The 23,312-nt window shown below is 67.4% G+C and carries 25 protein-coding genes; 9 read left to right on the plus strand and 16 right to left on the minus strand.

What is annotated here, in order from left to right; genetic code table 11:
* Positions 1 to 142 precede the first annotated feature (142 nt).
* The gene (purU, locus tag FIU88_RS09875; protein WP_152479102.1) at positions 143 to 997 is read right to left on the minus strand and encodes a formyltetrahydrofolate deformylase; all 855 of its coding nucleotides are present in this window, start codon (positions 995 to 997) and stop codon (positions 143 to 145) included.
* A gap of 236 nt (positions 998 to 1,233) precedes the next feature.
* Between purU and FIU88_RS09880 the strand changes: the two genes are divergently transcribed.
* Positions 1,234 to 2,826, plus strand: coding sequence for a ribonuclease J (locus FIU88_RS09880; protein ID WP_152480196.1), 1,593 nt, complete (start codon positions 1,234 to 1,236; stop codon positions 2,824 to 2,826).
* A 107-nt stretch (positions 2,827 to 2,933) separates the two neighbouring features.
* Here FIU88_RS09880 and FIU88_RS09885 read toward each other — a convergent pair whose 3' ends face one another.
* From FIU88_RS09885 to mobA, 7 genes are all read right to left on the minus strand, one after another.
* The gene (locus FIU88_RS09885; RefSeq protein ID WP_152479103.1) at positions 2,934 to 3,227 is read right to left on the minus strand and encodes a hypothetical protein; all 294 of its coding nucleotides are present in this window, start codon (positions 3,225 to 3,227) and stop codon (positions 2,934 to 2,936) included.
* A 253-nt stretch (positions 3,228 to 3,480) separates the two neighbouring features.
* Positions 3,481 to 4,473: a GTP 3',8-cyclase MoaA gene (moaA, locus tag FIU88_RS09890; protein ID WP_152479104.1), complete on the minus strand. Its 993-nt coding sequence runs from the start codon at positions 4,471 to 4,473 to the stop codon at positions 3,481 to 3,483.
* Positions 4,470 to 4,931: a molybdopterin synthase catalytic subunit MoaE gene (gene moaE / locus FIU88_RS09895; protein WP_152479105.1), complete on the minus strand. Its 462-nt coding sequence runs from the start codon at positions 4,929 to 4,931 to the stop codon at positions 4,470 to 4,472. Before moaE ends, moaA begins: the two co-directional genes overlap by 4 nt.
* A gap of 2 nt (positions 4,932 to 4,933) precedes the next feature.
* Positions 4,934 to 5,743, minus strand: coding sequence for a cyclic pyranopterin monophosphate synthase MoaC (gene moaC, locus FIU88_RS09900; protein ID WP_152479106.1), 810 nt, complete (start codon positions 5,741 to 5,743; stop codon positions 4,934 to 4,936).
* A 9-nt stretch (positions 5,744 to 5,752) separates the two neighbouring features.
* Positions 5,753 to 7,015 carry a gephyrin-like molybdotransferase Glp gene (glp, locus tag FIU88_RS09905; RefSeq protein ID WP_152479107.1) on the minus strand — a complete coding sequence of 421 codons (1,263 nt, stop codon included), beginning with the start codon at positions 7,013 to 7,015 and terminating at the stop codon, positions 5,753 to 5,755.
* Positions 7,012 to 7,599, minus strand: a complete 588-nt coding sequence (gene mobB, locus FIU88_RS09910; RefSeq protein ID WP_152479108.1) for a molybdopterin-guanine dinucleotide biosynthesis protein B — start codon at positions 7,597 to 7,599, stop codon at positions 7,012 to 7,014. Before mobB ends, glp begins: the two co-directional genes overlap by 4 nt.
* Positions 7,596 to 8,219 (minus strand): molybdenum cofactor guanylyltransferase MobA, encoded by a 624-nt coding sequence (mobA, locus tag FIU88_RS09915; protein WP_172977702.1) that lies wholly within the window; start codon positions 8,217 to 8,219, stop codon positions 7,596 to 7,598. Before mobA ends, mobB begins: the two co-directional genes overlap by 4 nt.
* Positions 8,220 to 8,414: 195 nt before the next feature.
* Here mobA and FIU88_RS09920 point away from each other — a divergent pair, with 195 nt between their 5' ends.
* Positions 8,415 to 8,999 (plus strand): cupin domain-containing protein, encoded by a 585-nt coding sequence (locus FIU88_RS09920; RefSeq protein ID WP_152479109.1) that lies wholly within the window; start codon positions 8,415 to 8,417, stop codon positions 8,997 to 8,999.
* A gap of 6 nt (positions 9,000 to 9,005) precedes the next feature.
* On the opposite strand, the gene mmsB is transcribed toward FIU88_RS09920, so the two are convergent.
* The 3 genes from mmsB to FIU88_RS09935 all read right to left on the minus strand — a co-directional run bounded on the left by mmsB (position 9,006) and on the right by FIU88_RS09935 (position 12,345).
* The gene (mmsB, locus tag FIU88_RS09925) at positions 9,006 to 9,902 is read right to left on the minus strand and encodes a 3-hydroxyisobutyrate dehydrogenase (RefSeq protein WP_152479110.1); all 897 of its coding nucleotides are present in this window, start codon (positions 9,900 to 9,902) and stop codon (positions 9,006 to 9,008) included.
* 59 nt (positions 9,903 to 9,961) lie between these two features.
* The gene (locus FIU88_RS09930; RefSeq protein WP_152479111.1) at positions 9,962 to 11,101 is read right to left on the minus strand and encodes an enoyl-CoA hydratase/isomerase family protein; all 1,140 of its coding nucleotides are present in this window, start codon (positions 11,099 to 11,101) and stop codon (positions 9,962 to 9,964) included.
* A 77-nt stretch (positions 11,102 to 11,178) separates the two neighbouring features.
* Positions 11,179 to 12,345 (minus strand): acyl-CoA dehydrogenase family protein, encoded by a 1,167-nt coding sequence (locus FIU88_RS09935; RefSeq protein WP_152479112.1) that lies wholly within the window; start codon positions 12,343 to 12,345, stop codon positions 11,179 to 11,181.
* A 221-nt stretch (positions 12,346 to 12,566) separates the two neighbouring features.
* On the opposite strand from FIU88_RS09935, the gene FIU88_RS09940 reads away from it, so the two are divergent.
* Both FIU88_RS09940 and FIU88_RS09945 read left to right on the plus strand, forming a co-directional pair.
* A complete protein-coding gene (locus tag FIU88_RS09940) occupies positions 12,567 to 13,010 on the plus strand; it encodes a MerR family DNA-binding transcriptional regulator (protein WP_152479113.1) in 444 nt (147 codons plus the stop codon).
* A gap of 85 nt (positions 13,011 to 13,095) precedes the next feature.
* Positions 13,096 to 14,787 (plus strand): AMP-binding protein, encoded by a 1,692-nt coding sequence (locus FIU88_RS09945; protein ID WP_152479114.1) that lies wholly within the window; start codon positions 13,096 to 13,098, stop codon positions 14,785 to 14,787.
* Between the two features lie 127 nt (positions 14,788 to 14,914).
* Here the strand turns inward: FIU88_RS09945 and FIU88_RS09950 are convergent, their stop codons facing one another.
* Complete coding sequence (locus FIU88_RS09950; RefSeq protein ID WP_016856457.1) at positions 14,915 to 15,493, minus strand: hypoxanthine-guanine phosphoribosyltransferase; 579 nt, start codon at positions 15,491 to 15,493, stop codon at positions 14,915 to 14,917.
* Between the two features lie 49 nt (positions 15,494 to 15,542).
* On the minus strand, positions 15,543 to 16,556 hold the full coding sequence (gene nagZ / locus FIU88_RS09955) for a beta-N-acetylhexosaminidase (protein ID WP_152479115.1): 1,014 nt from the start codon (positions 16,554 to 16,556) through the stop codon (positions 15,543 to 15,545).
* Between the two features lie 174 nt (positions 16,557 to 16,730).
* Here nagZ and FIU88_RS09960 point away from each other — a divergent pair, with 174 nt between their 5' ends.
* From FIU88_RS09960 to FIU88_RS09975, 4 genes are read left to right on the plus strand one after another with little or no spacing between them, the layout of a single operon-like run.
* A complete protein-coding gene (locus FIU88_RS09960; RefSeq protein WP_172977703.1) occupies positions 16,731 to 17,582 on the plus strand; it encodes an A24 family peptidase in 852 nt (283 codons plus the stop codon).
* Between the two features lies 1 nt (position 17,583).
* A complete protein-coding gene (gene coaE, locus FIU88_RS09965; RefSeq protein WP_152479116.1) occupies positions 17,584 to 18,213 on the plus strand; it encodes a dephospho-CoA kinase in 630 nt (209 codons plus the stop codon).
* 42 nt (positions 18,214 to 18,255) lie between these two features.
* The gene (gene yacG / locus FIU88_RS09970) at positions 18,256 to 18,486 is read left to right on the plus strand and encodes a DNA gyrase inhibitor YacG (RefSeq protein ID WP_035593542.1); all 231 of its coding nucleotides are present in this window, start codon (positions 18,256 to 18,258) and stop codon (positions 18,484 to 18,486) included.
* Between the two features lie 3 nt (positions 18,487 to 18,489).
* A complete protein-coding gene (locus tag FIU88_RS09975; protein WP_152479117.1) occupies positions 18,490 to 19,362 on the plus strand; it encodes a DNA replication terminus site-binding protein in 873 nt (290 codons plus the stop codon).
* Between the two features lie 40 nt (positions 19,363 to 19,402).
* On the opposite strand, the gene FIU88_RS09980 is transcribed toward FIU88_RS09975, so the two are convergent.
* Positions 19,403 to 19,681 carry a hypothetical protein gene (locus FIU88_RS09980; RefSeq protein ID WP_016856463.1) on the minus strand — a complete coding sequence of 93 codons (279 nt, stop codon included), beginning with the start codon at positions 19,679 to 19,681 and terminating at the stop codon, positions 19,403 to 19,405.
* A gap of 349 nt (positions 19,682 to 20,030) precedes the next feature.
* Here FIU88_RS09980 and FIU88_RS09985 point away from each other — a divergent pair, with 349 nt between their 5' ends.
* Positions 20,031 to 20,825 (plus strand): AraC family transcriptional regulator, encoded by a 795-nt coding sequence (locus FIU88_RS09985; RefSeq protein ID WP_152479118.1) that lies wholly within the window; start codon positions 20,031 to 20,033, stop codon positions 20,823 to 20,825.
* 96 nt (positions 20,826 to 20,921) lie between these two features.
* Here FIU88_RS09985 and FIU88_RS09990 read toward each other — a convergent pair whose 3' ends face one another.
* The gene (locus FIU88_RS09990) at positions 20,922 to 21,299 is read right to left on the minus strand and encodes a histone-like nucleoid-structuring protein, MvaT/MvaU family (protein WP_152479119.1); all 378 of its coding nucleotides are present in this window, start codon (positions 21,297 to 21,299) and stop codon (positions 20,922 to 20,924) included.
* Positions 21,300 to 21,630: 331 nt separating this feature from the next.
* Entirely contained in the window at positions 21,631 to 23,310 is a 1,680-nt protein-coding gene (rpsA, locus tag FIU88_RS09995) for a 30S ribosomal protein S1 (RefSeq protein WP_026068612.1), read from the minus strand.
* Between the last annotated feature and the right edge of the window lie 2 nt (positions 23,311 to 23,312).

A 23,312-nucleotide genomic window follows, 5' to 3' on the forward strand; every position in this document is an offset into this window, starting at 1 on the left:
GGGCATCTCGCCCCGGCGCCTGCCGCCGCCTCCCGGCCAGAAGGCAGGAAAAGAGCGCAGGAAAAGAGGCCGGATCAGGCCGTCAAGGCGAAGCCGGCCACGCAACGGGCCGGCTCGACAACGGGCGCCTTAGCGGCGCCGGTCAGGCAAACACCACCGTCTTGTTGCCGTGCACCAGCACGCGGTCCTCGAGGTGCCAGCGCAGACCGCGGGCGAGCACGGTCTTCTCGACGTCGCGACCGAAACGCACCAGATCGTTGGGCGTGTGGCAGTGGCTGACCCGGTGGATGTCCTGCTCGATGATCGGGCCGGCATCCAGCTCCTGGGTGACGTAGTGGCAGGTGGCCCCGATCAGCTTCACGCCACGCTGGTAGGCCTGATGATAGGGCTTGGCCCCGGCGAAGGACGGCAGGAAGCTGTGATGGATATTGATCACGCGACCGGCGTAGCGCTCGCAGAGGCTAGGCGGCAGGATCTGCATGTAACGGGCCAGCACGATGGTGTCGGCCCGCGCTTCCTCGACCAGGCGCTGCACTTCAGCGAAGGCGCTCGACTTGTCCGCGGGATCGACCGGCACGTGATGGTAGGGAATGCCGTGCCATTCGACCAGCGACCGCATGTCCTCATGATTGGAGATGACCGCGGCGATGTCGCAGTCCAGCTCGTTGGCCGTCCAGCGATAGAGCAGGTCCACCAGGCAGTGGCTCTCGCGGGACACCATCAGCACCACACGCTGTCGCGTCTGGGTGTCGGTCAGCGACCAGTCCATCTCGAATTCGTCGGCGATCGGGGCGAAGGCGTCGCGCAGCGTCTCGGCGGACATGCCGATGGAATCCGCCAGTATCACGTAGCGCATGAAGAAGCGCCCGGACTCCAGGTCGGAGTGCTGGCTGGCCTCGGTGATGGAGCCGCCCTGCCCGGCGATGAAGCTCGAGACACGCGAGACGATCCCCAGGCGATCGGGGCAGGAAACCACGAGACGGTAGTAGTGTGACATCGAAAGACCGTAGATTGGATAAGCCGAATAATCCCCCATTGTAGCGAAATCCTGCCCGTCGAGTCAGACCCCGCGCGTCCGAGGCGGCGCGTTGTGACGCCGTGCCACCATCCCGTATAGTAATCGGCACATTTTCCGTCGACGTCCCTTCGATGCCACAACCCCGCGCCCAGATCCGCCCCCGCCGCCGACCTCCCCTGCGTTTCCTGCCGCTGGGTGGCTGCGGTGAGATCGGCATGAACCTCAACCTCTATGGGTATGCAGAAAAGGAGCACGAGGCGCGCTGGATCGCCGTGGACTGCGGCATGATGATCCGCCAGGACCTGCCGGACAGCCCGCTGCAGGTACCCGATCTGTCCACCCTGGACACCCTGGGCATCGCGCCCGAGGCGCTGATCATCACCCACGGGCACGAGGACCATATCGGGGCCGCCGCCTGGCTGTGGCCGCAGTGGGGCTGCCCGATCCACGCCACGCCGCTGGCGGCGGGGCTGCTGCGCGCCAAGTTCGCCGAGCGCGGCCTGTCGCAGTCGGCGATCCACGTCATCGAGCCCGGCGAGGCGCTGAGCATCGGCCCCTATAGCCTGCGCTACCTGCCGCTCACCCACTCGATTCCCGAGAGCTGCGCGCTGCTGATCACCGCGGGCTCGCATCGCGTGCTGCACACCGGTGACTGGAAGCTGGATCCCGAGCCGCTGATCGGCCCCGCCGTGGATGCCGAGCTCTATCGCGCCCTGGCGCCGGTCGATCTGGTGGTCGGCGATTCCACCAACGCCCCCCTCCCCGGCCACTCGCGCAGCGAGGGCGAGGTCGCCGAGACCCTCACCCGCGCGATCGAAGGCTGTCGGGGACGCGTGGTGGTGAGCTGCTTCGCCAGCAACCTGGCCCGGGTGCTGGCCATCGGCCGCGCCGCCGAGCGCTGCGGTCGGCGCGTCGCGCTGATGGGGCGCTCCATGGAGCGCATGGTCGGCGTGGCCCGCGGCCTCGGCTATCTGGACGACATGCCGCCGCTAGTCCCGATCTCCGACATGGGCTATCTGCCGCCCGAGGAAGTGCTGGTGATCGCCACCGGCAGCCAGGGCGAGCCGCGGGCGGCGCTGTCACGACTGGCGCGGGGCCGCCATCCCCACGTCGAGCTGGAAGACGGCGACAGCGTGATCTTCTCCTCCAAGGCGATTCCCGGCAACGAGCGCCTGATCGAGCGACTCAAGCGCGGCCTGAGTCATCTCGGCGTGTCGCTGCTCGACGAGAGCAATCATGAAGAGCTACACGCCTCCGGACACCCCGCCCAGGACGAACTGAGGACCTTCTACGGCTGGTCTCGCCCGCGCCATTTGCTGCCGGTACACGGCGAGCCTCGCCATCAGCAGGCCCATCAGGACCTCGCGCAGTCGCTCGGCATCGAGGCGCCGATCATCCCGCGCAACGGCGACATGATTCGCCTCGACGCCGACGGCCTGCATCGGGAAGCCCGCCACGCCCAGACGCCGCGCATCATTCATCAGGACGAAGTCGCTCGCCTGCCAGGCCTGGGCGGCGGCGAGGCGCGCCACGGACAGCTGCATCTGGCCCTCACGGTCATGGCGACCGAGCAAGGGTGGACGCGCATCGGGCGCCTGCTGCTGGATGTCAGCGAGGCAAGCCCATTGGACGAGGATGCCTTCGTCGACTGGCTGGACGACTGTCTGGACGACATTCAGGTGGAGTCGCTGGCGGATCTTCGTCTCGCCCTGCGGCCGCGCATGCTCGCCTGGTTCGGCGATCACCTGCGCCGGATGCCGGAGATCCATCTGCAGATCCTCGCCGCCGAGGCCGAGACGTCGGGATAACGCGGCAAGCGGCCAGTCGACAGCCTGAAACTGCCCGAAGCAAAAGAAACCCCCGAAGGCTACACCTCCGGGGGTTTCTTTTAGCTCGGCGCTTTTAGCTCGGCGCATCACGCCTTGTCGGCGGCCTTCTTCGGCGGACGACCGCGCTTGCGCTGGGGCTGCTCGGGCACCAGATCCTCGACGGAAAGCCCCGCCTCGTTGATCTGTTCGCGAATCTCGGCGAGCTTGCGAGCCTTGTCGGCTTCCTCTTCCTGGCGCTGACGCTCCTCGTCATTCTTTTGCTCGATGACTTCGCCGATGACCTCGGCCAGCTTGTGCAGTTGCTCCATGCTGAGCTGACGAGCCGCCGCACGGGCCACGTTCTTGTTGCGAGCGATACGCTCCAGGGTTTGCTCGGTCATTGCCCCCTCCAGGACGCTGATTGATGGTCGGTTACAGTCAACCGATAACGATAAAAGTATATGCTCTACGGCAGGGTTGGCAAGCAACGTTGGCAAGAAAAAGCCGCCGGAAATATCGGGCATAGCGCGAAGAAAGAGAGAGGCATCGCGACAGCGAGGAGAGGATTGCTCTGGAAAAGTCGTGCGAATGACTCGGGAAGGAAGTACGGCCGGGAGACCGATAATGCACGCCTCCCGGCTCGGGCGAGCGTCGTTAGCCGCCGGTCATGTTCATGAAGCGCACCACCTGCACATCGCCATCGGTGGTGAAGTGGTGCCGCTCGGGTTTGAGCGGCATGGCCTTGATGATCGCCGCCTTGAGCGCCTCGATATCGCCGGGGTGGCGGCGCATCACGGCGCGCAGGTCCACCGAGTGTTCGTTGCCTAGACACAGCAGCAGCCGACCCTCCGCCGTGACACGCACCCGATTGCAGCTGGAGCAGAAGTTGTGGCTGTGCGGCGAAATGAAACCGACCCGGGTATCGCTGTCCGGCATGCGGAAATAGCGCGACGGCCCGAGCGTCGACTCGGTGGTCGGCAGCAGGGTGTGACGGGTCTCGACCAGCGCCTGCACCTCGTCGCTGGAACAGAAGGTTTCCTCGCGCCCATGATCGGAGACCTCGCCCAGCGGCATCTCCTCGATGAAGCTGATGTCGAGTCCCTCGCGGCGGGCGAAGTCGACCAGATCGATGACCTCGTCGTCGTTGCGCCCCTTGAGGATGACGGCGTTGAGCTTGATGCGCTCGAAGCCGGCCGCCTTGGCGGCGCGAATGCCATCGATCACCCGCTGCAGATCACCGGTGCGCGTCAGCCGCCGGAAGCGCTCCGGGTCCAGCGAATCGATGCTGATATTGAGCCGCTGGAGACCGCCCTCGCGCAGGCGCTCGGCATACCGGGGAAGACTGGCACCGTTGGTGGTCATGGCGAAGTCCTTGAGCCCCGGCAAAGCGCCGATGTCATCCACCAGACTATCGATGTCGCGCCGCACCAGCGGCTCGCCGCCGGTCAGACGCACCTTCTCCACCCCGAGTTCGGTAAAGGCGCGGGCCACCAGCGCCAGCTCCTCCAGGGTCAGCACCTGGGCACGAGGCAGAAAGGTCATCTCCTCGCTCATGCAGTAGACACAGCGAAAATCGCAGCGATCGGTCACCGAGATACGCACGTAGCGCACCCGCCTGCCGAAGTCGTCGATGAGCTCGTCGGTCATGATGACACCTCCCAGCGCTCGGCATCGCGATGATCGGTCTGGCGCTCGGCCACCCAATAATCACCGCTGGCCGTGTGCTCCTTCTTCCAGAAGGGAGCACGGGTCTTAAGATAATCCATGATGAAGTCGCAGGCCTCGAAGGCGGCGCGCCGATGGGCACTGGCGACCACCACCAGCACGATGGGGTCGCCCGGCGCCAGCCGGCCGATGCGATGAATCACCCGCACCCCCTGCAGGGGCCAGCGGGACTCGGCCTCATCGACGATGGCCTCGAGAGCGGCCTCGGTCATGCCCGGGTAGTGTTCCAGGCTGAGCGCCTGCACCTCGGGACGTTCATTGAAGTCTCGCACCAGGCCGGTAAACCCGACCACGGCGCCGATATCGGTGCGCGCGTCGATCAACCGGCGCTGTTCCTCGCCGGCGTCGAAAGCCTGTTGTTGTACTCGCACACGTGACATGGTCAGCCTCCGGTGACCGGGGGGAAGAAGGCTACCTCGTCCTCGGCGGTCAGCGGCGTGGCATTGCCCGCCATCACCTGATTGACCGCGCACAGCACGCGCCCCTCGTCGAGGCCGGCGAAGCGCGGGTCCGAGGCCTTGAGGGCGGCCTTGAGCCCGCCCACGTCGGCCCGCTCGAGGGCATCGAAGGGCAACGACACCTCGCCGACCCCGAGGCGCTCGCGAAGCTCGGCGAGGCATTTCACCAGGATGCAGGGCTCGCCGGCGGCACACCGCGCCCCGAGCGAGACCTCGCCGGCCTCGCCCTCGCCGGTGACGATCGGCGCCTCGGCGACCTCGCCTTCCCGAGCGTAGTCCCCGGACTTGCCCCCGGACTTGGTCTCGAGGCGGATCTCGCCGATCTCCATCGCCTTGTCCACCGCCTTGCACATGTCGTAGAGGGTGAGGCAGGCCACGGACACGGCGGTCAGCGCTTCCATCTCGACGCCGGTGCGACCGTTGAGCCGGCAGGTGGCAGAGACGCGCACGCTGGCACTGGCCTCGTCGAGCTCGAAGTCCACGCTGACCTTGGACAGCGCCAGCGAATGGCACAGCGGGATCAGCTCGTGAGTGCGCTTGGCGGCCTGGATGCCGGCGATGCGGGCCGTGGCCAGCACGTCGCCCTTGGGCAGCTCGCCATCGGCGAGCAGCGCCAGGGTCTCCGGGCGCATGCGAATGGCCCCGGAGGCACGCGCCTCACGGCGGCTCTCGGCCTTGTCGCCGACGTCAACCATGCGGGCTTCGCCGCGGGCGTTGAGGTGGGTCAGGCTCATAAAGGCGCCTCATGACAGTCGAAAAAGGGGTTGGATGGCCACCGCCTCACCGGGTTCGACAGCGGCACGCGCCGCATCGATCTCGATCAGGCAGTCGGCAGCCACCATGGAAGACAGGATACCGGAGCCCTGGGCCCCGGTGGGCCGCACCCACAGCCGTCCCTCGTCGTCGCTGCGACAGGTGGCGCGCAGGAAATCGGTGCGCCCGACGCGGCCCTTGAGCGACGTCTCGGCCAGGGCCGTGTGGCGCCGCGGGGCGAGATCGTCACGCCCCTGGAGTCGCCGAAGCAGCGGCGCCACGAACTGCAGGAAGGTCACCATCGCCGCCACCGGGTTGCCGGGCAGGCCGATGAAGGGCACCTCCCGCTCGCCGAGCGTGCCGCAGGCCAGCGGTCGCCCGGGACGAATGGCCAGCCGCCAGAAGGCCAGCCGGCCGACGCCCTCCAGCGCCTGGCGGGTGAAGTCGGCCTGCCCCGCCGACACGCCGCCGCTAGTCAGGACCAGATCGGCACCGCGGGCGGCACCGCCGAGCGCCTCGACCAGGGCGTCATGGTCGTCGCCGAGGATGCCGAGATCGATCACCTCGGCGCCGTGCTCGGCCAGCAGGCCGGCCAGCGAGAAACGGTTGGCATCATAGATGCCGGCCGACGGCAGCGCCTCACCCGGGGCAGTGACCTCGTCGCCGGTGGAGAAGATCGCCACCCGGGGCCGACGATGCACGGCGGCCTCGGCGAGGCCCAGCGAGGCCAGCAGGCCCAGTTCGGCCGCCCCCAGGCGGGTCCCGGCGGCCAGCGCCGGCTGGCCGCGGGCGATGTCCTCGCCGGCCTGGCGCACGTTCTGGCCGCGGCACACGGTCTCCGGCCGCTCCACCGCGACGTCGTCACCGGTGACGTTCAGCTGCTCGCCCATGATCACGGTATCGGCGCCCGGCGGCAACGGGGCCCCGGTGGTGATCGTCACGCACTCGCCGGCGGCCAGCGGCGCCTCACGGCGATGCCCGGCCAGCACGGCGCCCACCCGGCGCCAGCAAGCGGGACGCTCGCCATCCGCCTCGTCATCGCCCCATGCCAGCGCGATGCCGTCCATGGCGGCATTGGTGTTCTGCGGCACATCAATGGGCGAGCGCAGCGCCTCGGCCAGCACCCGGCCCTGCAGCGCGGACAGCGCCACCCGCTCGGCGGGCAGCGGCCCCGCCACCAGCGCCATCAGGGCCTCACGGGCCTCGTCCGGCGACAGCGTGCGCTCGCCGAGATCGAAGCAGGACAGCGTCATGACGCCACGCCCTCGCCCCGAGGGCGACGCCGGTCGAGCCAGCGTGACGGCCAGGCGGCGATCCAGTCGGCGAGGCGTTCGGGATCGTTCAGGTCGAGCCGCTCGACGTCGTCGGGCAGATCGGGCTCGCCGTCGCTGGCCACCGCCACGATCCAGGCGTCCTCGGCCGCGCGCAGCGGCTTGCCCACCGCCTCGCGGTAGAGCTCGAGCTTGGGCAGCGGCCAGGCCTTGAAGCCCTCGACCAGCACCAGGTCCGGCCGCTGAGGGCGCACCATCTCGATCAGCTCGGCGAGATCGGCCTCCTCGCGATCGGGGGTCTCCATCATCAGCGCGACCCGGGCCCGGGACGCCACCAGGATCGGCTCGGCGCCGGCCTGACGCAGGCGATGGCTGTCCTTGCCCGGCTGATCGACGTCGAAGGCGTGATGGGCATGCTTGATCACCGCCACCCGCAGGCCGCGCTCGCGCAGCGCCGGCAGCAGGCGCTCCAGCAGCGTCGTCTTGCCGGTGCCGCTCCAGGCGGCAATGCCCAGCAGCGGCAGGTCATCCTCCAGCGGCACGGAGCCGACGGGTGTGTCGCTCATGGGCGCAGTGTCTCCCGGCGACGCGCTTCCAGGCGCCGCGTGTCATCCAGGGTATTGAGATTGACGAAGGCCTCGGCGCGGTCCGACATGTCCACCGCGCACCAGGCATGGCGCACGATCCAGCGGTCGACCTTGCGCTCGCCGGCGGCCAGCGCCCGGCCCAGGTCGTCGACCAGCGAGCGGCGCAGCAGCATCACCACCGGGTGCAGGCGCTCACCGTCGTGGGCCACCGCGATATCGGCGTCGCCTCGGCCCGCGACGAGCCTCGCCACCAGGTCGTCCGGCAGCGCCGGGCAATCGCAGGGCACCACCACCACCCAGTCGGTGGCCGCCGAGCGCAGGCCGCTGTAGAGGCCCATCAGCGGGCCCATATAGCCCGCCTCGGCGTCGGCGATGACCCGATCGGCCCACTCGGCGTAGGCCTCGGGATGCCGGTTGGCGCTGATCAACAGCTCCGCCACCCGCCCGACCAGCGGCGCGATGGCATGGCTCACCAAAGGACGGCCGTCGAAGGGCGCGAGCCCCTTGTCGCATCCGCCCATGCGGCGGCCCTGGCCGCCGGCCAGCACCAGTCCAGTGAGGGCATCACGCTCTATCACGACCCGGCTCCCGCGAGGCATTCGGTAGTGCGTCCCATGATGCCTCAGCGCCACGATGGGTGCCATGTCCACAGAGGCAGCGCCCTGTCCGAGACCGACCTTTGACGCCGCGCCTTATCGTCGCCGCCGGGAGACGGTATCATCCGTCCATAATTCTGCACGACAGATGCTTCGCCGACCGACAGAGGACCGCCACCCGCACGCGGACAAACGACGATGGAAGACGGTTTCAATGTAGGCGCACGGCTGCGCCAGCTACGCAAGGAAAAGGGGCTCTCCCAGCGCGAGCTCGCCAAGCGCGCCAAGGTGACCAACAGCAGCATCTCGCTGATCGAACAGAACAGCGTCAGCCCGTCGGTGAGCTCGCTGAAGAAGATCCTCGACGCCCTGCCGGTGTCGATCAGCACCTTCTTCGCCGGGGAGGAGGCCAGCCACCCCCGGCCCTTCTACAAGGCCTGTGAGCTCACCGAGATCGGCGATGGCCTGCTGTCCTGGCGGCTGGTGGCGGCGCGCCGCCCGGATCGGCGCATGTCGATCCTGCACGAGCGCTACCCGCCCGGCGCCGACAGCGGCGAGGACATGCTGGAACACGACGGCGAGGAAGGCGGCGTGGTGATCTCGGGCCAGATCGAGATCACCGTCAGCGGCGAGGTGGAGGTGCTGTCACAGGGCGATGGCTACTACTTCGACTCGCGCCTGCCCCACCGCTTTCGCAATGTCGGCGACGAGGAGTGCGTGATCGTCAGCGCCAACACCCCGCCGTCGTTCTCCGACGGCGGGGAAGAGCTGCATCACGGCTAAGCGCGCTCACTCACCGGCGCGATAGAGCCACTGGATGCTGGAGAAATCGCGCTGGCCGCTGCCCTGGGCACTGTGCAGCGCGAACAGGTTGCGCGCCTGGGAGCCCATGGGCACGCTGGCCCGGGCCTTGAGCGCCAGCTCCCAGGCCAGCCCCAGGTCCTTGGCCATCAGGTCGGTCAGAAAGCCGCCCTGATAGTCGCGCGACGCCGCCGAGCCCTCCATGACTCCCGGCCAGGGGTTGTAGACGTTGAGCGCCCAGTTGCCGCCGCTGCTCTGCTTCATGATCTCGGACAGCACCGCCGGATCGAGCCCGTTCTTCACCCCCAGCGCCAACGCCTCGGCGGTGCCGCTCATCAGGATGCCGAGCAGCATGTTGTTGCAGATCTTGGCGACCTGCCCCGCCCCGACCTCCCCGGCATGGAAGATGTTCTTGCCCATGGCCTCGAGCACCGGCTGGGCCTGCTCGAAGCCGGCCTCACTGCCGCCGACGATGAAGGTCAGCGTGCCGGCCTTGGCCCCGCCGATCCCCCCGGAGACCGGCGCGTCCAGATAGCTCAGCCCCCGCTCGGCGGCCGCCGCGCCGACCCGGCACGCATCGTCCGGCGAGATGGTCGAGGCATCGATCACCAGCGGCTTGTGCGTCAGCGCATCGAACAACCCGGGCGCCCCATCGCGGCCCAGATAAAGGCCGAGCACGTGGGCCCCGGCCGGCAGCATGGAAATGACCACCTCGGCGTCGCGACAGGCCGCCTCGGCACTGTCGGCGCGCCGGGCGCCCTGCCCCTCGAGCTCCGCCATGGCGGCCTCGACCAGGTCGAAGACGCAGACGTCGTGGCCCGCACTCAGCAGGTTGGCGGCCATCGGCGAACCCATGTTGCCGAGTCCGATAAAGGCGATGTTCATGGCGTGGCTCCTTGTCTTGTTGTATTGGCAAACCCTGAAAAATCACGGCCCGGAGGCCGTCAGCCGACCCGCTGCCCGACGCCCAGATCCCTCAACGGATGCGCCTCGCTCGACCACGGCGAGGCGAGCATCGCCTGAAGCTCGGCCTCGGGCACGCTGGCCACGTCGGCATGCGACCAGCGCGGCGTCTTGTCCTTGTCGACCAGCAGCGCGCGCACGCCTTCGGCCAGATCGCCGCGCTGGCAGCACTGCACCGAGAGCCCGAGCTCGTCGCGTAAGGCGTCGGCCAGCCCGGTGTGGCGATGACGCTCGAGCATCCGCCACACCAGGTGCGCGGTCAGCGGGCAGCCGGCGGCGAGGCGCGCGCGATTGGCCGCGAGCCACGCATCGTCACGGTCGTCGGCGAGAATGCGCGCCACGGCATCGGCGGCACTCGTCTCGCCGACCAGCGACTGCAGGTGATCGCGGCGTGGCCAGACCTGCCCCTCCGGGGCCTGCTCGCGGGCCTCGAAGCGATCGAGCACGCCTTCCACCGCCAGCCGGCACGCCGCCGGGGCATGATCACCGTGGTCGGCCTCGGCCAGGGCGCCGAGCAGGTCATCGCGGCGCGCGCGGGGCACGAAGCGATCGGCCAGCCCCAGGTCCAGGGCATCGCGGGCGTTGAGCTGGGCCCCGGTCAGGCCCAGGTAGGCGCCGATGCCGGGCGGCATGCGATTGAGGAACCAGCTCGCGCCGATGTCGGGGTAGAGCCCGATGGTGATCTCGGGCATGGCGATCAGGGTGGTCTCGGTGACCACACGCTGGAAGCCGCCGGCCAGCAGACCCAGGCCGCCGCCCATGACGATGCCGTCGCCCCACACCAGCAGCGGCTTGGGATAGGTGTGGATGCGGTGATCCAGCCGGTACTCGGCGGTGAAGTAGCGCGTGGCGAAGGTCTCGTCACGGGCCGCGTCGTCGGCCAGCGAGCGATACAGCGCCACCACGTCGCCGCCGGCGCAGAAGGCCTTGCCGCCGGTGCCTTCCAGCCACACCGCCACCACCCGCTCGTCCCGCGCCCAGGCCTCGAGCCGGTCTTCCAGCAGCCGGATCATCTCCAGCGACAGCGCATTCAGCGCCTTGGGCGCATTGAGGGTCGCCACGCCGATCCGGCCGCCGCCGCGCGTGGGGAGTTCGTCGAAGCTGACCACGGGGTCCGACATCACTGTCTCCTGATAGTCCGTGTGAGAGAGTCCGTACGAGGGCGACGGCCGACCGCCGGCCGCTCCCGGGTGTCGGGTCACTGCAGGCCTTCGACGACGCCGTCGGCCAGCAGCCGGCGAGCGACGATCAGCCGCATGATCTCGTTGGTGCCCTCGAGGATCTGGTGCACGCGCGTGTCGCGCACCAGCCGCTCGAGGGGATATTCGCGGATATAACCATAGCCACCGTGCAGCTGCAGGGCCTCGTTGCAGACGTTGAAGCCCATGTCGGTGGCGAAGCGCTTGGCCATGGCGCAGTGGGCGGTGGCCTCCGGGTCGCCCTGGTCGAGCCGCCAGGCGGCGTGGCGCACCATCAGCCGTGCCGCGCTGAGCTCGCTGGCCATGTCGGCCAGCTTGAACTGCAGCGCCTGGAAGCTCGCCAGCTCGCGACCGAACTGCTTGCGCTCGCCCAGGTAGTCCCGCGACAGCGTCAGCGCCTGCTGGGCCGCGCCCAGCGAGCAGCTGGCGATATTGAGCCGCCCGCCGTCGAGCCCCTTCATGGCGAAGCGGAAGCCTTCGCCCTCCTCGCCCAGCCGGTTGCCCACCGGCACGCGCACGCCGTCGAAGCTGATCAGGCAGGTGGGCTGGCTCTTCCAGCCCATCTTCTCTTCCTTCTTGCCGACCGCGATGCCGGCGGCATCGGCCGGCACCAGGATCGCCGAGATGCCGCCCGCGCCGCTGTCCGGCGCGCCGGTGCGCGCCATCACCACCAGCACCTGGGTCGCGCCGGCGCCGGAGATAAACATCTTGCTGCCGGAAATCACATACTCGTCGCCGTCACGCACCGCCCGGGTGGTGAGGCTGGCGGCGTCCGAGCCGGCGCCCGGCTCGGTGAGGCAGTAGGAGCCCAGGGCGTCACCCGCTATCATGGCCGGCAGATAGCGCTCGCGCAGAGCATCGCGGCCCCAGCTGGCGACCATCCAGGTCACCATGTTGTGAATGGTGAGGTAGGCGGTGGTAGCGATGCAGCCCTGGGCCAGGCGCTCGAAGATCAGCGAGGCATCGAGTCGCGACAGCCCCAGCCCGCCGTGTTCCTCAGGGGTATAGAGGCCGAGGAAGCCGGCCTCGCCGGCCCGACGGATGACGTCGACGGGAAAATGGCTGCGGGCGTCCCAGTCGGCGGCATGATCGGCCAGCTCGGCCCGGGCGAAGTCGGCGGCCGCATCGGCCAGCGCTCGCTGGTCTTCGGTCAGCGCAAAATCCATGGAAACACCTCCGTCGAGAGAATCGGGAACGGCCGAGTGCCGGGCCGGCGATGCACATCCGCGGGATCCTCCCGGCGGCTATCGCCAACCTAGCAATTGCTCGGGTTATCCCATATCCCGCCATGGTCTAACAAGCACTTTACGTTAACGTAAACCTCGTCTAGGGTTCTCGGACGAGGTGGGAAACCGCCGGTGGACCACCCGGCTACAGGATCGATCACATGACGCGAACGCCCTCCCAGGCACAGGACAGCGACAACGACGCCCTGCCCCGGCAGCAGCGCACCTACACCATCGGGGAGCTGGCCCAGATCTTCGAGGTCACCCCACGCACCATTCGCTTCTACGAGCAGGAGGGCCTGCTGGCTCCCTCGCGCCAGGGCCAGAGACGCATCTATCGCGAGAAGGATCGCGTGCGCCTCAAGCTGACCCTGCGCGGCAAGCGGCTGGGCTTCTCGCTGGCCGAGATCCGCGAGGTGGTGATGATGTACGACGCCATGCCGGACGGTAACGCGCGCCAGCTGCGACGGCTGCTGGAGCTGCTGGCGGAGAAGCGGGCCAACCTGGAGCGCCAGCTCGAGGACATCCGCCTGATGCGCCTGGAGATCGATGACGTGGATCAGCGGGCGCGGGACGTGCTGCGCCAGCTGGAGGACACGCCGTAGCCGGGGCGACCACCGAGGCAGGGTTTCCCGGTTTTCCCGAGACAACACCGCCATGTCCCGAGATAACACAACAAAGAGAGCCACCATGCCACGCCAGCCTCGACACGCCAGCTATCTGAGCGGCATCAGCGACACCCCTCTCAAGGGCCAGACCATCGGCGACTGCTTCGACGACACGGTCGCGCGCTTCCCCGACCGGGACGCCCTGATCAGCCGCCACCAGGGCCTGCGCTACCGCTGGCGGGAGCTGCAGGACGCCGTGAACCGCGCGGCCCGCGCGCTGATGGCGCTGGGCGTGGCCAAGGGCGATCGGGTCGGCATCTGGTCGCCCAACACCGCCGAGTGGGCCATCACCCAGTTCGCCACCGCCAAGATCGGCGCCATCCTGGTCAACATCAATCCCAGCTACCGCACCCACGAGCTGGAATATGCGCTGCGCCAGTCCGGCACCTCGACGCTGATCCTGCAGGGGCAGTTCAAGACCACCGACTACGTGGCGATGCTGGCCGAGCTGGTGCCGGAGCTCGATGACGTCCCCCCCGCCGATCTCACGAGCGCCGCCCTGCCCGACCTCAGGCGGGTGATCTGCCTGGATGGCGCCCGGGCGCTGTCCGGCATGCACAGCTGGGAGACCATGCTCACCCACGCCGACCGGGTCAGCGACGCGCAGCTGGCCGAGCGACAGGCCGGGCTCGAGTTCGACGAGCCGATCAACATCCAGTACACCTCCGGCACCACCGGCGCCCCCAAGGGCGCCACGCTCTCCCACCACAACATCCTCAACAACGGCTTCTTCGTCGCCCGCACCCTCGACCTCACCGAGGCCGATCGCATGGTGATCCCGGTGCCGCTCTACCACTGCTTCGGCATGGTGATGGGCAATCTCGGCTGCATGACCCACGGCGCGGCGATGATCTATCCCGGTGACGGCTTCGACCCGCAGGCCACCCTGGCGGCGGTGGCCGAGGAGCGCGCCACCGCGCTCTACGGCGTGCCGACCATGTTCATCGCCGAGCTGGAGCATCCCGAGTTCGAGCATGTCGATCTCTCCAGCCTGCGCACCGGCGTCATGGCCGGCTCGATCTGCCCCATCGAGGTGATGCGCAAGGTGATCGAGCGCATGCACATGCAGGGCGTGACCATCTGCTACGGCATGACCGAGACCAGCCCGGTGAGCCTGCAGACCCGCACCGATGCCCCGCTCGAGAAACGCGTGACCACCGTCGGCAGCATCCATCCGCACCTGGAGGTCAAGCTGGTCGATCCCGGCACCGGCGCCGTGGTGCCGCGCGGCGAGCCCGGCGAGCTGTGCACCCGGGGCTACAGCGTGATGCTCGGCTACTGGCACAACGAGGAGGCGACCGCCAAGGCCATCGACGACGCCGGCTGGATGCACACCGGCGATCTGGCGACCATGGACGACGACGGCTACGTGGCCATCGTCGGGCGCATCAAGGACATGATCATCCGCGGCGGCGAGAACATCTATCCGCGCGAGATCGAGGACTTCCTCTACACCCACCCGGCGATCTCGGACGTCCAGGTCATCGGCGTGCCCGACGACAAGTACGGCGAAGAGGTGATGGCCTGGGTCAAGCTCGCCGAAGATGAGACCCTCGACGAAGACGGGCTCAAGGCCTTCTGCCAGGGCAGGATCGCCCACTACAAGATCCCGCGCTACGTGAAGTTCGTCGACGACTTCCCGATGACCGTCACCGGCAAGATCCAGAAGTTCAAGATGCGCGAGGAGGCGACGCACGAGCTCGGACTGGCGTAGGCGCCGAGCGCCGAGCGCCGAGCGCCGAGCAGAATAGCGCTCACCTGCCGACTCGAACGCCACGAAAAAACCTCCAGCGAGGTGACTCTGCTGGAGGTTTTTTGTTGGCTGCCTGGATGCCCGGCGCTTACATGCCCTTGGGCGCGAAGATCCCCGGCGCGTTGCGCCAGTAGCCCTTGTAGTCCATGCCGAAGCCGAACACGTAGCGATCCTCGACCTCGAGGCTGCAGTAATCGGCCTTGAGATCCGGCATCGCCTTGCGATCGTGACGCTTGTCGACCAGCACCGCGGTGGAGATGCTGGCGGCACCGGCCTCGCGGCAGTAATCGAGGATGGCGGCCAGCGTGGAGCCCTCATCGAGGATGTCATCGACGATCACCACGTGACGGCCGGCCATCGGCACTTCGGGGGACACGCGCCAGAACAGCTCGCCGCCGCGGGTGCCGCCGCGATAGCGAGTGGCATGCAGGTAATCGACCTCGAGCGGGAAACCGAGCCGGGTCAGCAGGTGGCCGGTGGTGATCAGGCCGCCGTTCATCACGCAGTAGAACACCGGCAGCTTGTCGCCCAGGTCGGTCGCGATCTCTTCGGCCATGCGGTCCAGGGCACGCTCGACCTCTTCCTGGCTGATCAGGCAATCGGCGGAATCCATGACCTCACGCATGTCCGACAGGGACGGGAGGGCATTGGCATCGAGTTTAGGCATCGTCAGCTCGTCGTAGTTCGATAGTCAGAGTTCGAAAGTCAGGAAACCGTCAGTCGGCGGCCATGGCCTCGAGGTGCGCATGCACCCGACGCCAGCGCGACAGCGCCACGAGCGCGTCGAGATCGGGGCGCGCCCGGCCGTAGCGCAGCTTGGCGGCGCGTTTGGTGGTGCGGCCCTCGCAGGCCTCGACCACCTCGAGGGCGGCGGCGCGGTCGTTGCACACCAGCAACATGTCGCAGCCGGCCTCCAGGGCCAGACGGGCACGCTCGGCGGGCGCGCCGACGCTGGTCGCGCCGGCCATGCTCAGATCATCGGAGAAGATCGTGCCCTTGAAGCCCAGCGACTCGCGCAGCATCCCGAGCCAGGCCGGCGAGAATCCGGCCGGGCGGTGGTCGAAGGCGGAATACACCACATGGGCCGGCATGATGCCGCCGAGGCGTGACGACAGGGATGCGAAGGGCACCAGGTCACGCTCGCGCAGCGCCTCGAAGGGGCGCGCGTCCACCGGCAGCTCGTGGTGCGAGTCCGCGGCCACGCCACCGTGACCGGGAAAATGCTTGCCCACCGAGGCCATGCCGGCCTCGTGCAGCCCGTCGACGAAGGCGCCGGCCAGCTGGGTCACCACCTCGGGATCGGCACCGAAGCTGCGATCACCGATCACCGTGGACTGGCCATCGTCGACGTCGAGTACCGGCGCGAAGCTGAGATCCAGCCCGCAGGCCGCCATTTCCATGCCGAGCAGCCAGCCGGTGTCCTGGCACAGGCGTCGGGCGACTTCGGGCGCCGCCCGATGCTCACGGCCGAGCCGGCCCATGGCCGGCAGTCGGGTCACCCCCTCACGCAGGCGCTGCACGCGCCCGCCCTCCTGGTCGATGGCCAGCAACAGCTCCGGGCGCACCTGCCGGATCGACCGGCACAGTGCCCGCACCTGGGCCGCATCTTCGACGTTGCGGCCGAAGAGAATCACACCACCAACCGCGGGACGCATCAGCAGCTCGCGCTCCTCATCACGCAGCTGCGTCCCTTCCAGGTCCAGCATCACCGGTCCGAGCGTCTGGGTCATGTTCGCCTTCCTGACGGATGAAGGGAGGCGATTCTAGACCAAAGCCAGCGCCGACGACAGTCCGCGGCATCGCCTCGATTGAGAAGATAGATGACCCCGGACAAGTCGTCGCGGGCTCCGTAGAATGGGCGCCATCACCTTCTCGCCCTACTACCCGCGGATAAGGAGCGTCCCTTGCCTGTCGATCTTCCCCCTGTGCTGCTGTGGCCGCTGGCTGCGGTGATCGGTCTGTGCCTCGGCAGTTTCCTCAACGTGGTGATCACCCGCCTGCCGGTCATGCTGATGCGCGAGTGGCGTGCCGAGGCCCGCGAGGCGCTGGAGCTCGAGGCCGAAGACACCCCGACCTTCCACCTGGCCGAGCCGCGCTCGATGTGTCCGCGCTGCGAGGCGCCGATCGCCTGGCACGACAACATCCCGCTGCTCGGCTGGCTGAAGCGCCGCGGGCGCTGCGCCCACTGCGATACGCGCATCAGCCCCCAGTACCCGCTGGTGGAGCTGGCCGGCGCCCTGCTGACGCTGGCGGTGACGGCGCTGTTCGGCCCTACCCTGGAGGGGCTGTTCATCCTCGGCGCCTGCCTGAGCCTGCTGGCGATGGCGGCGATCGATCTGCGCACCCAGCTGCTGCCGGACGCGCTGACCCTGCCGCTGCTGTGGGCCGGCCTGCTGTACCAGCTACTGTTTCAGCCGCTGCAGCTGCCGGGCGCGGTGATCGGCGCCATGGCCGGCTATCTCTCGCTGTGGGGCTTCTACTGGCTGTTCAAGCTGGTCACCGGCAAGGAAGGCATGGGCTACGGCGACTTCAAGCTGTTCGCCGCGCTGGGCGCCTGGCTCGGCTGGACCTTCCTGCCGATGATCCTGATCCTGGCCGCCGGTGCCGGCGCCATCGTCGGCGTGATCGTTCAGCTGGCCGTACCGCGCCTGCGCGGCGCGCCGATGCCCTTCGGCCCCTGGCTCGCCGCGGCCGGCTGGATCGCGCTGCTGCTCGGCGAACCGCTGATGGCCACCTACCTGAATCTGGTGCTGTGAGATGTCCGAGACGACCCTGATCATCGGCGTGACCGGCGGCATCGCCTCCGGCAAGTCCACCGTGGCCCGCGCCTTCGCCGCGCACGACATTCCCTGGGTGGATGCCGACGACGTCGCCCGCGAGGTGGTCGAGCCCGGCAAGCCCGCCCTCGCCGCCATCGTCGAACACTTCGGCCCCCGGGTACTGCAGGCGGACGGCCGCCTGGATCGGCGCGCGTTGCGCGAGATCGTGTTCGCCGACGAGGCCGAGCGCCGCTGGCTGGAGTCGGTCACCCATCCGCGCATCCGCGAGCGCCTGCTCGAGCGACTGGCCGCGTTTCGCGAGGGCCCGGCCCCCTATGCGCTGCTGGTCTCGCCGCTGCTGTTCGAGTCGGGCCAGCATGCGCTGGTCGACCGGGTGCTGGTCATCGACGTGCCGGAGGCGCTACAGATCGAACGCACCGCCGCCCGCGACGGCGTCGACGAGGCCCAGGCCCGCGCCATCGTGGCCGCCCAGATGCCTCGCGACACGCGCCTGGGCCGCGCCGACGAGGTGCTCGACAATGCCACCGACGAGGCCGGCCTGGCGACCCGGGTCGCCGAGCTGGACCGGCGCTATCGGGCGCTTTCCGGTTTGCCCCGGGCGCGCTGATTCGTCATCCTTTCCTCGATTTACTGACGCCGAGAGAACCCCATGAGCCAAGCCGAGTCCGAGCGCCCCCTCGAGGTCGCCTGCCCCCAGTGTCGCACCAAGGTGGCCTGGAGCGAGGACAACCCCTATCGCCCCTTCTGCAGCAAGCGCTGTCGCCTGCTCGATCTGGGTGCCTGGGCCGACGAATCGCACCGTATCGCCGGCGAGCCCGCCATGGACGAGACCGACATCGATGCCCTGCTGGCCCGCGCCGATCGCGACGGCGGCGTCTAGGCGATGACCAGCCGTGTGCCCGAATACCAGCTGCTGGCTCGCCTGGAGGCCGCCTTCGACGCCCTGATCGAGGCCAGCGAGGCACTGGTGAGCACCTGTCGAGACGAGGGCGGACAGACCTGGGCCTTCGGACGCGAACGTGCCGATGCCGACTGGCTGCACGAGGCGCTGCTGGACGTCTGGTATCAGGATGGGCAGGACGGACGCAGCACGCGCAGTCATGTGGGACTGGTGGCCGCCACGCCGGCGGTCATGGACGCGGCCCTGCGGGTCAACGGCGCCAAGCAGGCCTTCGCCGACCTGCTGGCCAGGATTCGGGAGGAAGAGCCCTCGCTACTGCCCGAGATCAAGGCGGTGCTGCCCTTTCGCCATCCCGAGCTGCATACCCATCTGCGCGGCAGTGGCCTGGCGAGACTGCATCTCAAGCAGTGCTGGCGAGGCATCCCGCTAGCCCCGGCACCGGTCGCCAGGGTGCGCTTCGCCTGGTACTCGAGCGGGCGCTCCATCAAGCGGCTGAGCGTGCGCGAGGCCGAGCAGAAGCTGCTGGCCCTCGATACCGACGCCCCGTATGTGCGCATCCAGCTGCGCCAGCTGGCCGGCATTCCGGACGGCGAGCCGCTGGCCCAGGTGCAGACCCAGGCACCGCTGATGCGGGCCAACCTGTTCTTCACGGAACCGCTGGAAGACGGCCACCGGCGACGCGCCATGAACGTGGCGCTGCCGCTGTTCGTGCCGGCCGACGACGGCCGCCTGCCGGATCACAACCAGCCGCCGGACCATCCCCCCCAGACGCGCACGCGGGCGCGTCGCCGCGACGAGCGACTGGAACAGGAGCCGCTGCTCCCGAGCCTCAGGGTCTATCGCTACCGTCGCTGAGGGCCGCGCCGGGCCTTAGGTGAAGCGCCTCAGGGGCATGTCAGGCAATGCGCCCGAGCCCCTGCAGTGTCCGCAGCAGATCGCTGACGCTGTTCTCATCCTGGGCATAATCCTGCATCAACTCCCGGAGACGGCGCTCGAAGAGCTGCTGGCGACTCTCCGGCGCTTCCATCGGCAGCTCAGGCGGCTCATCCGGAGAACGAACCGGAGACCCGGTGGAAATATCCAGGGCCGGACCGGAAGTGTCGAGCTCACGCAACGCCTCGGCGAAGGCATCATCGAGTTCACGGAACTTGCGTAACTTCTCACGCTCATCCATGGGCTTTTGAAATCTGTGCTGTTTCATTCGCAACCAGTCGGTTCAAGGCCTGGCCAGAGGAGGAAGACAACGAGGGCCATGGCCGGGCGAGATAACAACACGATTATACCCGCCTCCCCCTCGACAAGCACCCATCCTGTGGCTTTTGGCGCCTATTATGTGCCGAAACGTTCATTACCCGGAGGCAAACTTGCCTTCGCCCCCCGTTAGACTGCATAAAGCAGTGACTGTAGCCGTATAACGACATCAACCGACACGCAGACCACATTCCGGCAAGACGATCTGCCAGCCATCGGTCACGACCGGCATCACGCAAGGCACTGGAAACAACGCAGCAAGGGAGTCGGGCATGTGCCAAGACATGATGCGCGCGGAAATATGGTTGCAGGACACGCTGGGCAACCAGAAGGGCATCGAGGAACTCGCCAGCAGGATTGGCTATTCCTCATCACAGGTCAGACGACGCTTCCGGGATTACTTCGGACTATCACCGGGCGCCTATCGAGACAGACTGCGACTCGAAAAGGCCGCACGCCTGTTAATTCACACGACTTGCCATATCAGCCGGATCGCCAGCATCTGCGGGTATCAGAATCATTCGGCGTTTTCGCGCGCCTTTCAGCGTCAGTACGGCCAGCCGCCGCGTCGCTATCGGCAGGCACGGCGCGTGTCGCTCAAATGCCGTCTGAACGAGACCGAGACGTTCTCCTACGCCATCAGGGAGCTGCCCGCACGCAAGGCGGTGCTGACGCGCCTGTATCGACCACCGCGGCTGCGTGACAACCTGCGCGACTGGCTCCGCCACACCGAGGGCGCCGAGGCCCTGCCCAGCCGCCTCGAGCAAGCCACGCCGGTGGCCATCTTCCATGATCGCCCACTGGAAGGCGCGCTGCCCCGGCTCGATCTCGGCATGCAGCTCAAGGCCCACAGCACCAGCCTGGCGCTGCCCCCGGCCTTCCGCATGCTCGACCTGCCCGCCCAGCGCCACGCCTGCCTGCCGCTGCAGCATGCCAGCCAGCTGGATGACGCCGTACTGTACATGGCGTGCCGGGGCGTCTCCGGGGCCGGCGAGCCACTCAGCGGCGACCCTCCCCTGCTGCTGCAGACCGAGGACAGCCTGGAACTGCATGTTCCCCTGCTGTGACTGACACCTGAATCCAAGACACAAAGACGCCGCCCAAGGGGCGGCGTCTCTTGATGCCGGCTGAGCTTCGCCGTATACCCGGCCTTACTGCCGATATCAGTCCTCGGTGCGCACCAGCCAGGACTCGACGGTCTCGGAACCGAACTCGTCTTTCCAGGCCTTCAGGGTCTTCTGATTACCGCCGCGAGTTTCGACGACTTCGCCGGTCTGCGGGTGCTTGTAGATCTTCAGCTTGCGCTTGCGACGGCTGCCGGCGCTGGGGGCCGCGGCCTTGGGCGCCGCACCGGGCTTGGGGTTCAGCAGTTCGATGACATCATTCGCGCTCTTGTCGAACTCTTTCATCAGGGCTTCGAGCTTGGTCTTGAATTCCAGCTCGGCCTTGAGGCGCTCGTCATTCTCCAGACGATCGAGTTCATCCTGGAGTTGCTTGAGCTGCTGTTCTTTCTGCATGTAATTGCTGAGCAGTGATGACATGTCATCGTTCCTTGTCTGGGGGAATTTCGGGAATGCCTCGATATTATTGCGCCTAAAGGCATATCACGCAACTACAGAACAACTCGCCAAGAGTTGAAGGCCACAGTTAAATATAAAACTGCCGCCAATAGCGGCTTTATTCATTATTTTTAATATGATGGCCAATCCGCAAGTTGTCACCGATCCGCCGACATCCCGAAGACGACATCCCGAAAACGGCATCCACCAGGCCGGAAACCCGCCCTCGCAACCAACAAAAAAAGAGGCGCCGCCCTCGCGGGCGGCGCCTCCGGTCTAGCCAAGATTCGCTAAATGGGCAGGGCCCCGAATCTTAGTCCTGACCCATCTGCTGCTTGATCAGGTCACCGATGGTGGTCGGGCCATCCTGGTCGGTTTCCTGCTGCTCGCGCAGCTTGGACATGTTGCGACGAGTGTCGTCCTGATCCTTGGCCTTGATGGACAGGCTGATCTGACGGCTCTTGCGATCGACGCTGACGATGCGCGCTTCGACGCTGTCGCCTTCGTTCAGCACGTTGCGCGCGTCTTCGACACGGTCAGCGCTGATCTCGGAGGCCTTGAGCACGGCCACGACATCGGTCGCCAGCTCGACGTGAGCTTCCTTGGCGTCAACCTCGACCACGCGGCCGGTGACGACGGAGCCCTTGTCATTGACGGCGAGGTACTCGGCGACCGGATCGCTGTCCAGCTGCTTGATGCCGAGAGAGATGCGCTCGCGCTCCGGATCGATGGACAGGATGACGGCTTCGGCTTCGTCGCCCTTCTTGAAGTTGCGAACCGCCTCTTCGCCGGTCTCGGTCCAGGAGATGTCGGACAGGTGAACCAGGCCGTCGATGCCGCCTTCCAGACCGATGAAGATACCGAAGTCGGTGATCGACTTGATGGTACCGGCAACGCGGTCGCCCTTGTTGTACTGGGCGTTGAAGGTTTCCCACGGGTTGGCAGTGCACTGCTTGATACCCAGGGAGATACGACGACGCTCTTCGTCGATATCCAGCACCATGACGTCCACGTCGTCACCGACCTGAACGACCTTGGACGGATGGATGTTCTTGTTGGTCCAGTCCATTTCGGAGACGTGAACCAGACCCTCGACACCCTCTTCCAGCTCGGCGAAGCAGCCGTAGTCGGTGAGGTTGGTGACGGTGGCGTGCACCTTGGTGCCTTCCGGGTAGCGAGCCTTGATGTTGACCCACGGATCCTCGCCCAGCTGCTTGAGGCCCAGGGAGACACGGTTGCGCTCGCGATCGAACTTCAGCACCTTGACGCTGACTTCGTCGCCGACGGACACGATCTCGCTCGGATGCTTGATGCGCTTCCAGGCCATGTCGGTGATGTGCAGCAGGCCATCGACGCCGCCCAGGTCGACGAAGGCGCCGTAGTCGGTCAGGTTCTTGACGATACCGACGATCTGCTGGCCTTCCTGCAGGGTGGCGAGCAGAGCTTCACGCTCGGCGCTGTTCTCGGCTTCGAGAACGGCACGACGGGAAACGACAACGTTGTTGCGCTTCGGGTCGAGCTTGATGACCTTGAAGTCCAGTTCCTTGTTCTCGAGGTGCGTGGTGTCGCGCACCGGACGCACGTCGACCAGGGAACCCGGCAGGAAGGCGCGGATGGAATCCACGTCGACGGTGAAGCCGCCCTTGACCTTGCCGTTGATCACGCCCTTGACGATTTCTTCCTTCTCGAAGGCGGCTTCCAGGACCTTCCAGGCCTCGGCGCGCTTGGCCTTCTCGCGAGACAGACGGGTCTCGCCGAAGCCGTCTTCCACGGCTTCCAGAGCGACGTGGACTTCGTCGCCGACGGCGATGGTGAGTTCGCCGTTATCGTCGCGGAACTGGGCCGCGGGAATCTGACCTTCGGACTTCAGGCCGGCATTGACGGTGACCCAGTCACCCTCGATGTCGACGACGGCAGCCGCGACGATGGCGCCCGGCTCCATGTTGATGTCCTGGAGAGACTGTTCAAACAGTTCAGCAAAGCTTTCGCTCATGA

Origin of the sequence: Halomonas sp. THAF12 (assembly GCF_009363675.1) — a bacterium.
GTDB classification, from domain to species: domain Bacteria; phylum Pseudomonadota; class Gammaproteobacteria; order Pseudomonadales; family Halomonadaceae; genus Halomonas; species Halomonas smyrnensis.

Bases quoted from the DNA above. Each gene is read 5' to 3' on its own strand.
- purU (WP_152479102.1), bottom strand. From the start codon at position 997: ATGTCACACTACTACCGTCTCGTGGTTTCCTGCCCCGATCGCCTGGGG.
- FIU88_RS09880 (WP_152480196.1), top strand. From the start codon at position 1,234: ATGAACCTCAACCTCTATGGGTATGCAGAAAAGGAGCACGAGGCGCGC.
- FIU88_RS09885 (WP_152479103.1), bottom strand. From the start codon at position 3,227: ATGACCGAGCAAACCCTGGAGCGTATCGCTCGCAACAAGAACGTGGCC.
- moaA (WP_152479104.1), bottom strand. From the start codon at position 4,473: ATGACCGACGAGCTCATCGACGACTTCGGCAGGCGGGTGCGCTACGTG.
- moaE (WP_152479105.1), bottom strand. From the start codon at position 4,931: ATGTCACGTGTGCGAGTACAACAACAGGCTTTCGACGCCGGCGAGGAA.
- moaC (WP_152479106.1), bottom strand. From the start codon at position 5,743: ATGAGCCTGACCCACCTCAACGCCCGCGGCGAAGCCCGCATGGTTGAC.
- glp (WP_152479107.1), bottom strand. From the start codon at position 7,015: ATGACGCTGTCCTGCTTCGATCTCGGCGAGCGCACGCTGTCGCCGGAC.
- mobB (WP_152479108.1), bottom strand. From the start codon at position 7,599: ATGAGCGACACACCCGTCGGCTCCGTGCCGCTGGAGGATGACCTGCCG.
- mobA (WP_172977702.1), bottom strand. From the start codon at position 8,219: ATGCCTCGCGGGAGCCGGGTCGTGATAGAGCGTGATGCCCTCACTGGA.
- FIU88_RS09920 (WP_152479109.1), top strand. From the start codon at position 8,415: ATGGAAGACGGTTTCAATGTAGGCGCACGGCTGCGCCAGCTACGCAAG.
- mmsB (WP_152479110.1), bottom strand. From the start codon at position 9,902: ATGAACATCGCCTTTATCGGACTCGGCAACATGGGTTCGCCGATGGCC.
- FIU88_RS09930 (WP_152479111.1), bottom strand. From the start codon at position 11,101: ATGTCGGACCCCGTGGTCAGCTTCGACGAACTCCCCACGCGCGGCGGC.
- FIU88_RS09935 (WP_152479112.1), bottom strand. From the start codon at position 12,345: ATGGATTTTGCGCTGACCGAAGACCAGCGAGCGCTGGCCGATGCGGCC.
- FIU88_RS09940 (WP_152479113.1), top strand. From the start codon at position 12,567: ATGACGCGAACGCCCTCCCAGGCACAGGACAGCGACAACGACGCCCTG.
- FIU88_RS09945 (WP_152479114.1), top strand. From the start codon at position 13,096: ATGCCACGCCAGCCTCGACACGCCAGCTATCTGAGCGGCATCAGCGAC.
- FIU88_RS09950 (WP_016856457.1), bottom strand. From the start codon at position 15,493: ATGCCTAAACTCGATGCCAATGCCCTCCCGTCCCTGTCGGACATGCGT.
- nagZ (WP_152479115.1), bottom strand. From the start codon at position 16,556: ATGACCCAGACGCTCGGACCGGTGATGCTGGACCTGGAAGGGACGCAG.
- coaE (WP_152479116.1), top strand. From the start codon at position 17,584: ATGTCCGAGACGACCCTGATCATCGGCGTGACCGGCGGCATCGCCTCC.
- yacG (WP_035593542.1), top strand. From the start codon at position 18,256: ATGAGCCAAGCCGAGTCCGAGCGCCCCCTCGAGGTCGCCTGCCCCCAG.
- FIU88_RS09975 (WP_152479117.1), top strand. From the start codon at position 18,490: ATGACCAGCCGTGTGCCCGAATACCAGCTGCTGGCTCGCCTGGAGGCC.
- FIU88_RS09980 (WP_016856463.1), bottom strand. From the start codon at position 19,681: ATGGATGAGCGTGAGAAGTTACGCAAGTTCCGTGAACTCGATGATGCC.
- FIU88_RS09985 (WP_152479118.1), top strand. From the start codon at position 20,031: ATGTGCCAAGACATGATGCGCGCGGAAATATGGTTGCAGGACACGCTG.
- FIU88_RS09990 (WP_152479119.1), bottom strand. From the start codon at position 21,299: ATGTCATCACTGCTCAGCAATTACATGCAGAAAGAACAGCAGCTCAAG.
- rpsA (WP_026068612.1), bottom strand. From the start codon at position 23,310: ATGAGCGAAAGCTTTGCTGAACTGTTTGAACAGTCTCTCCAGGACATC.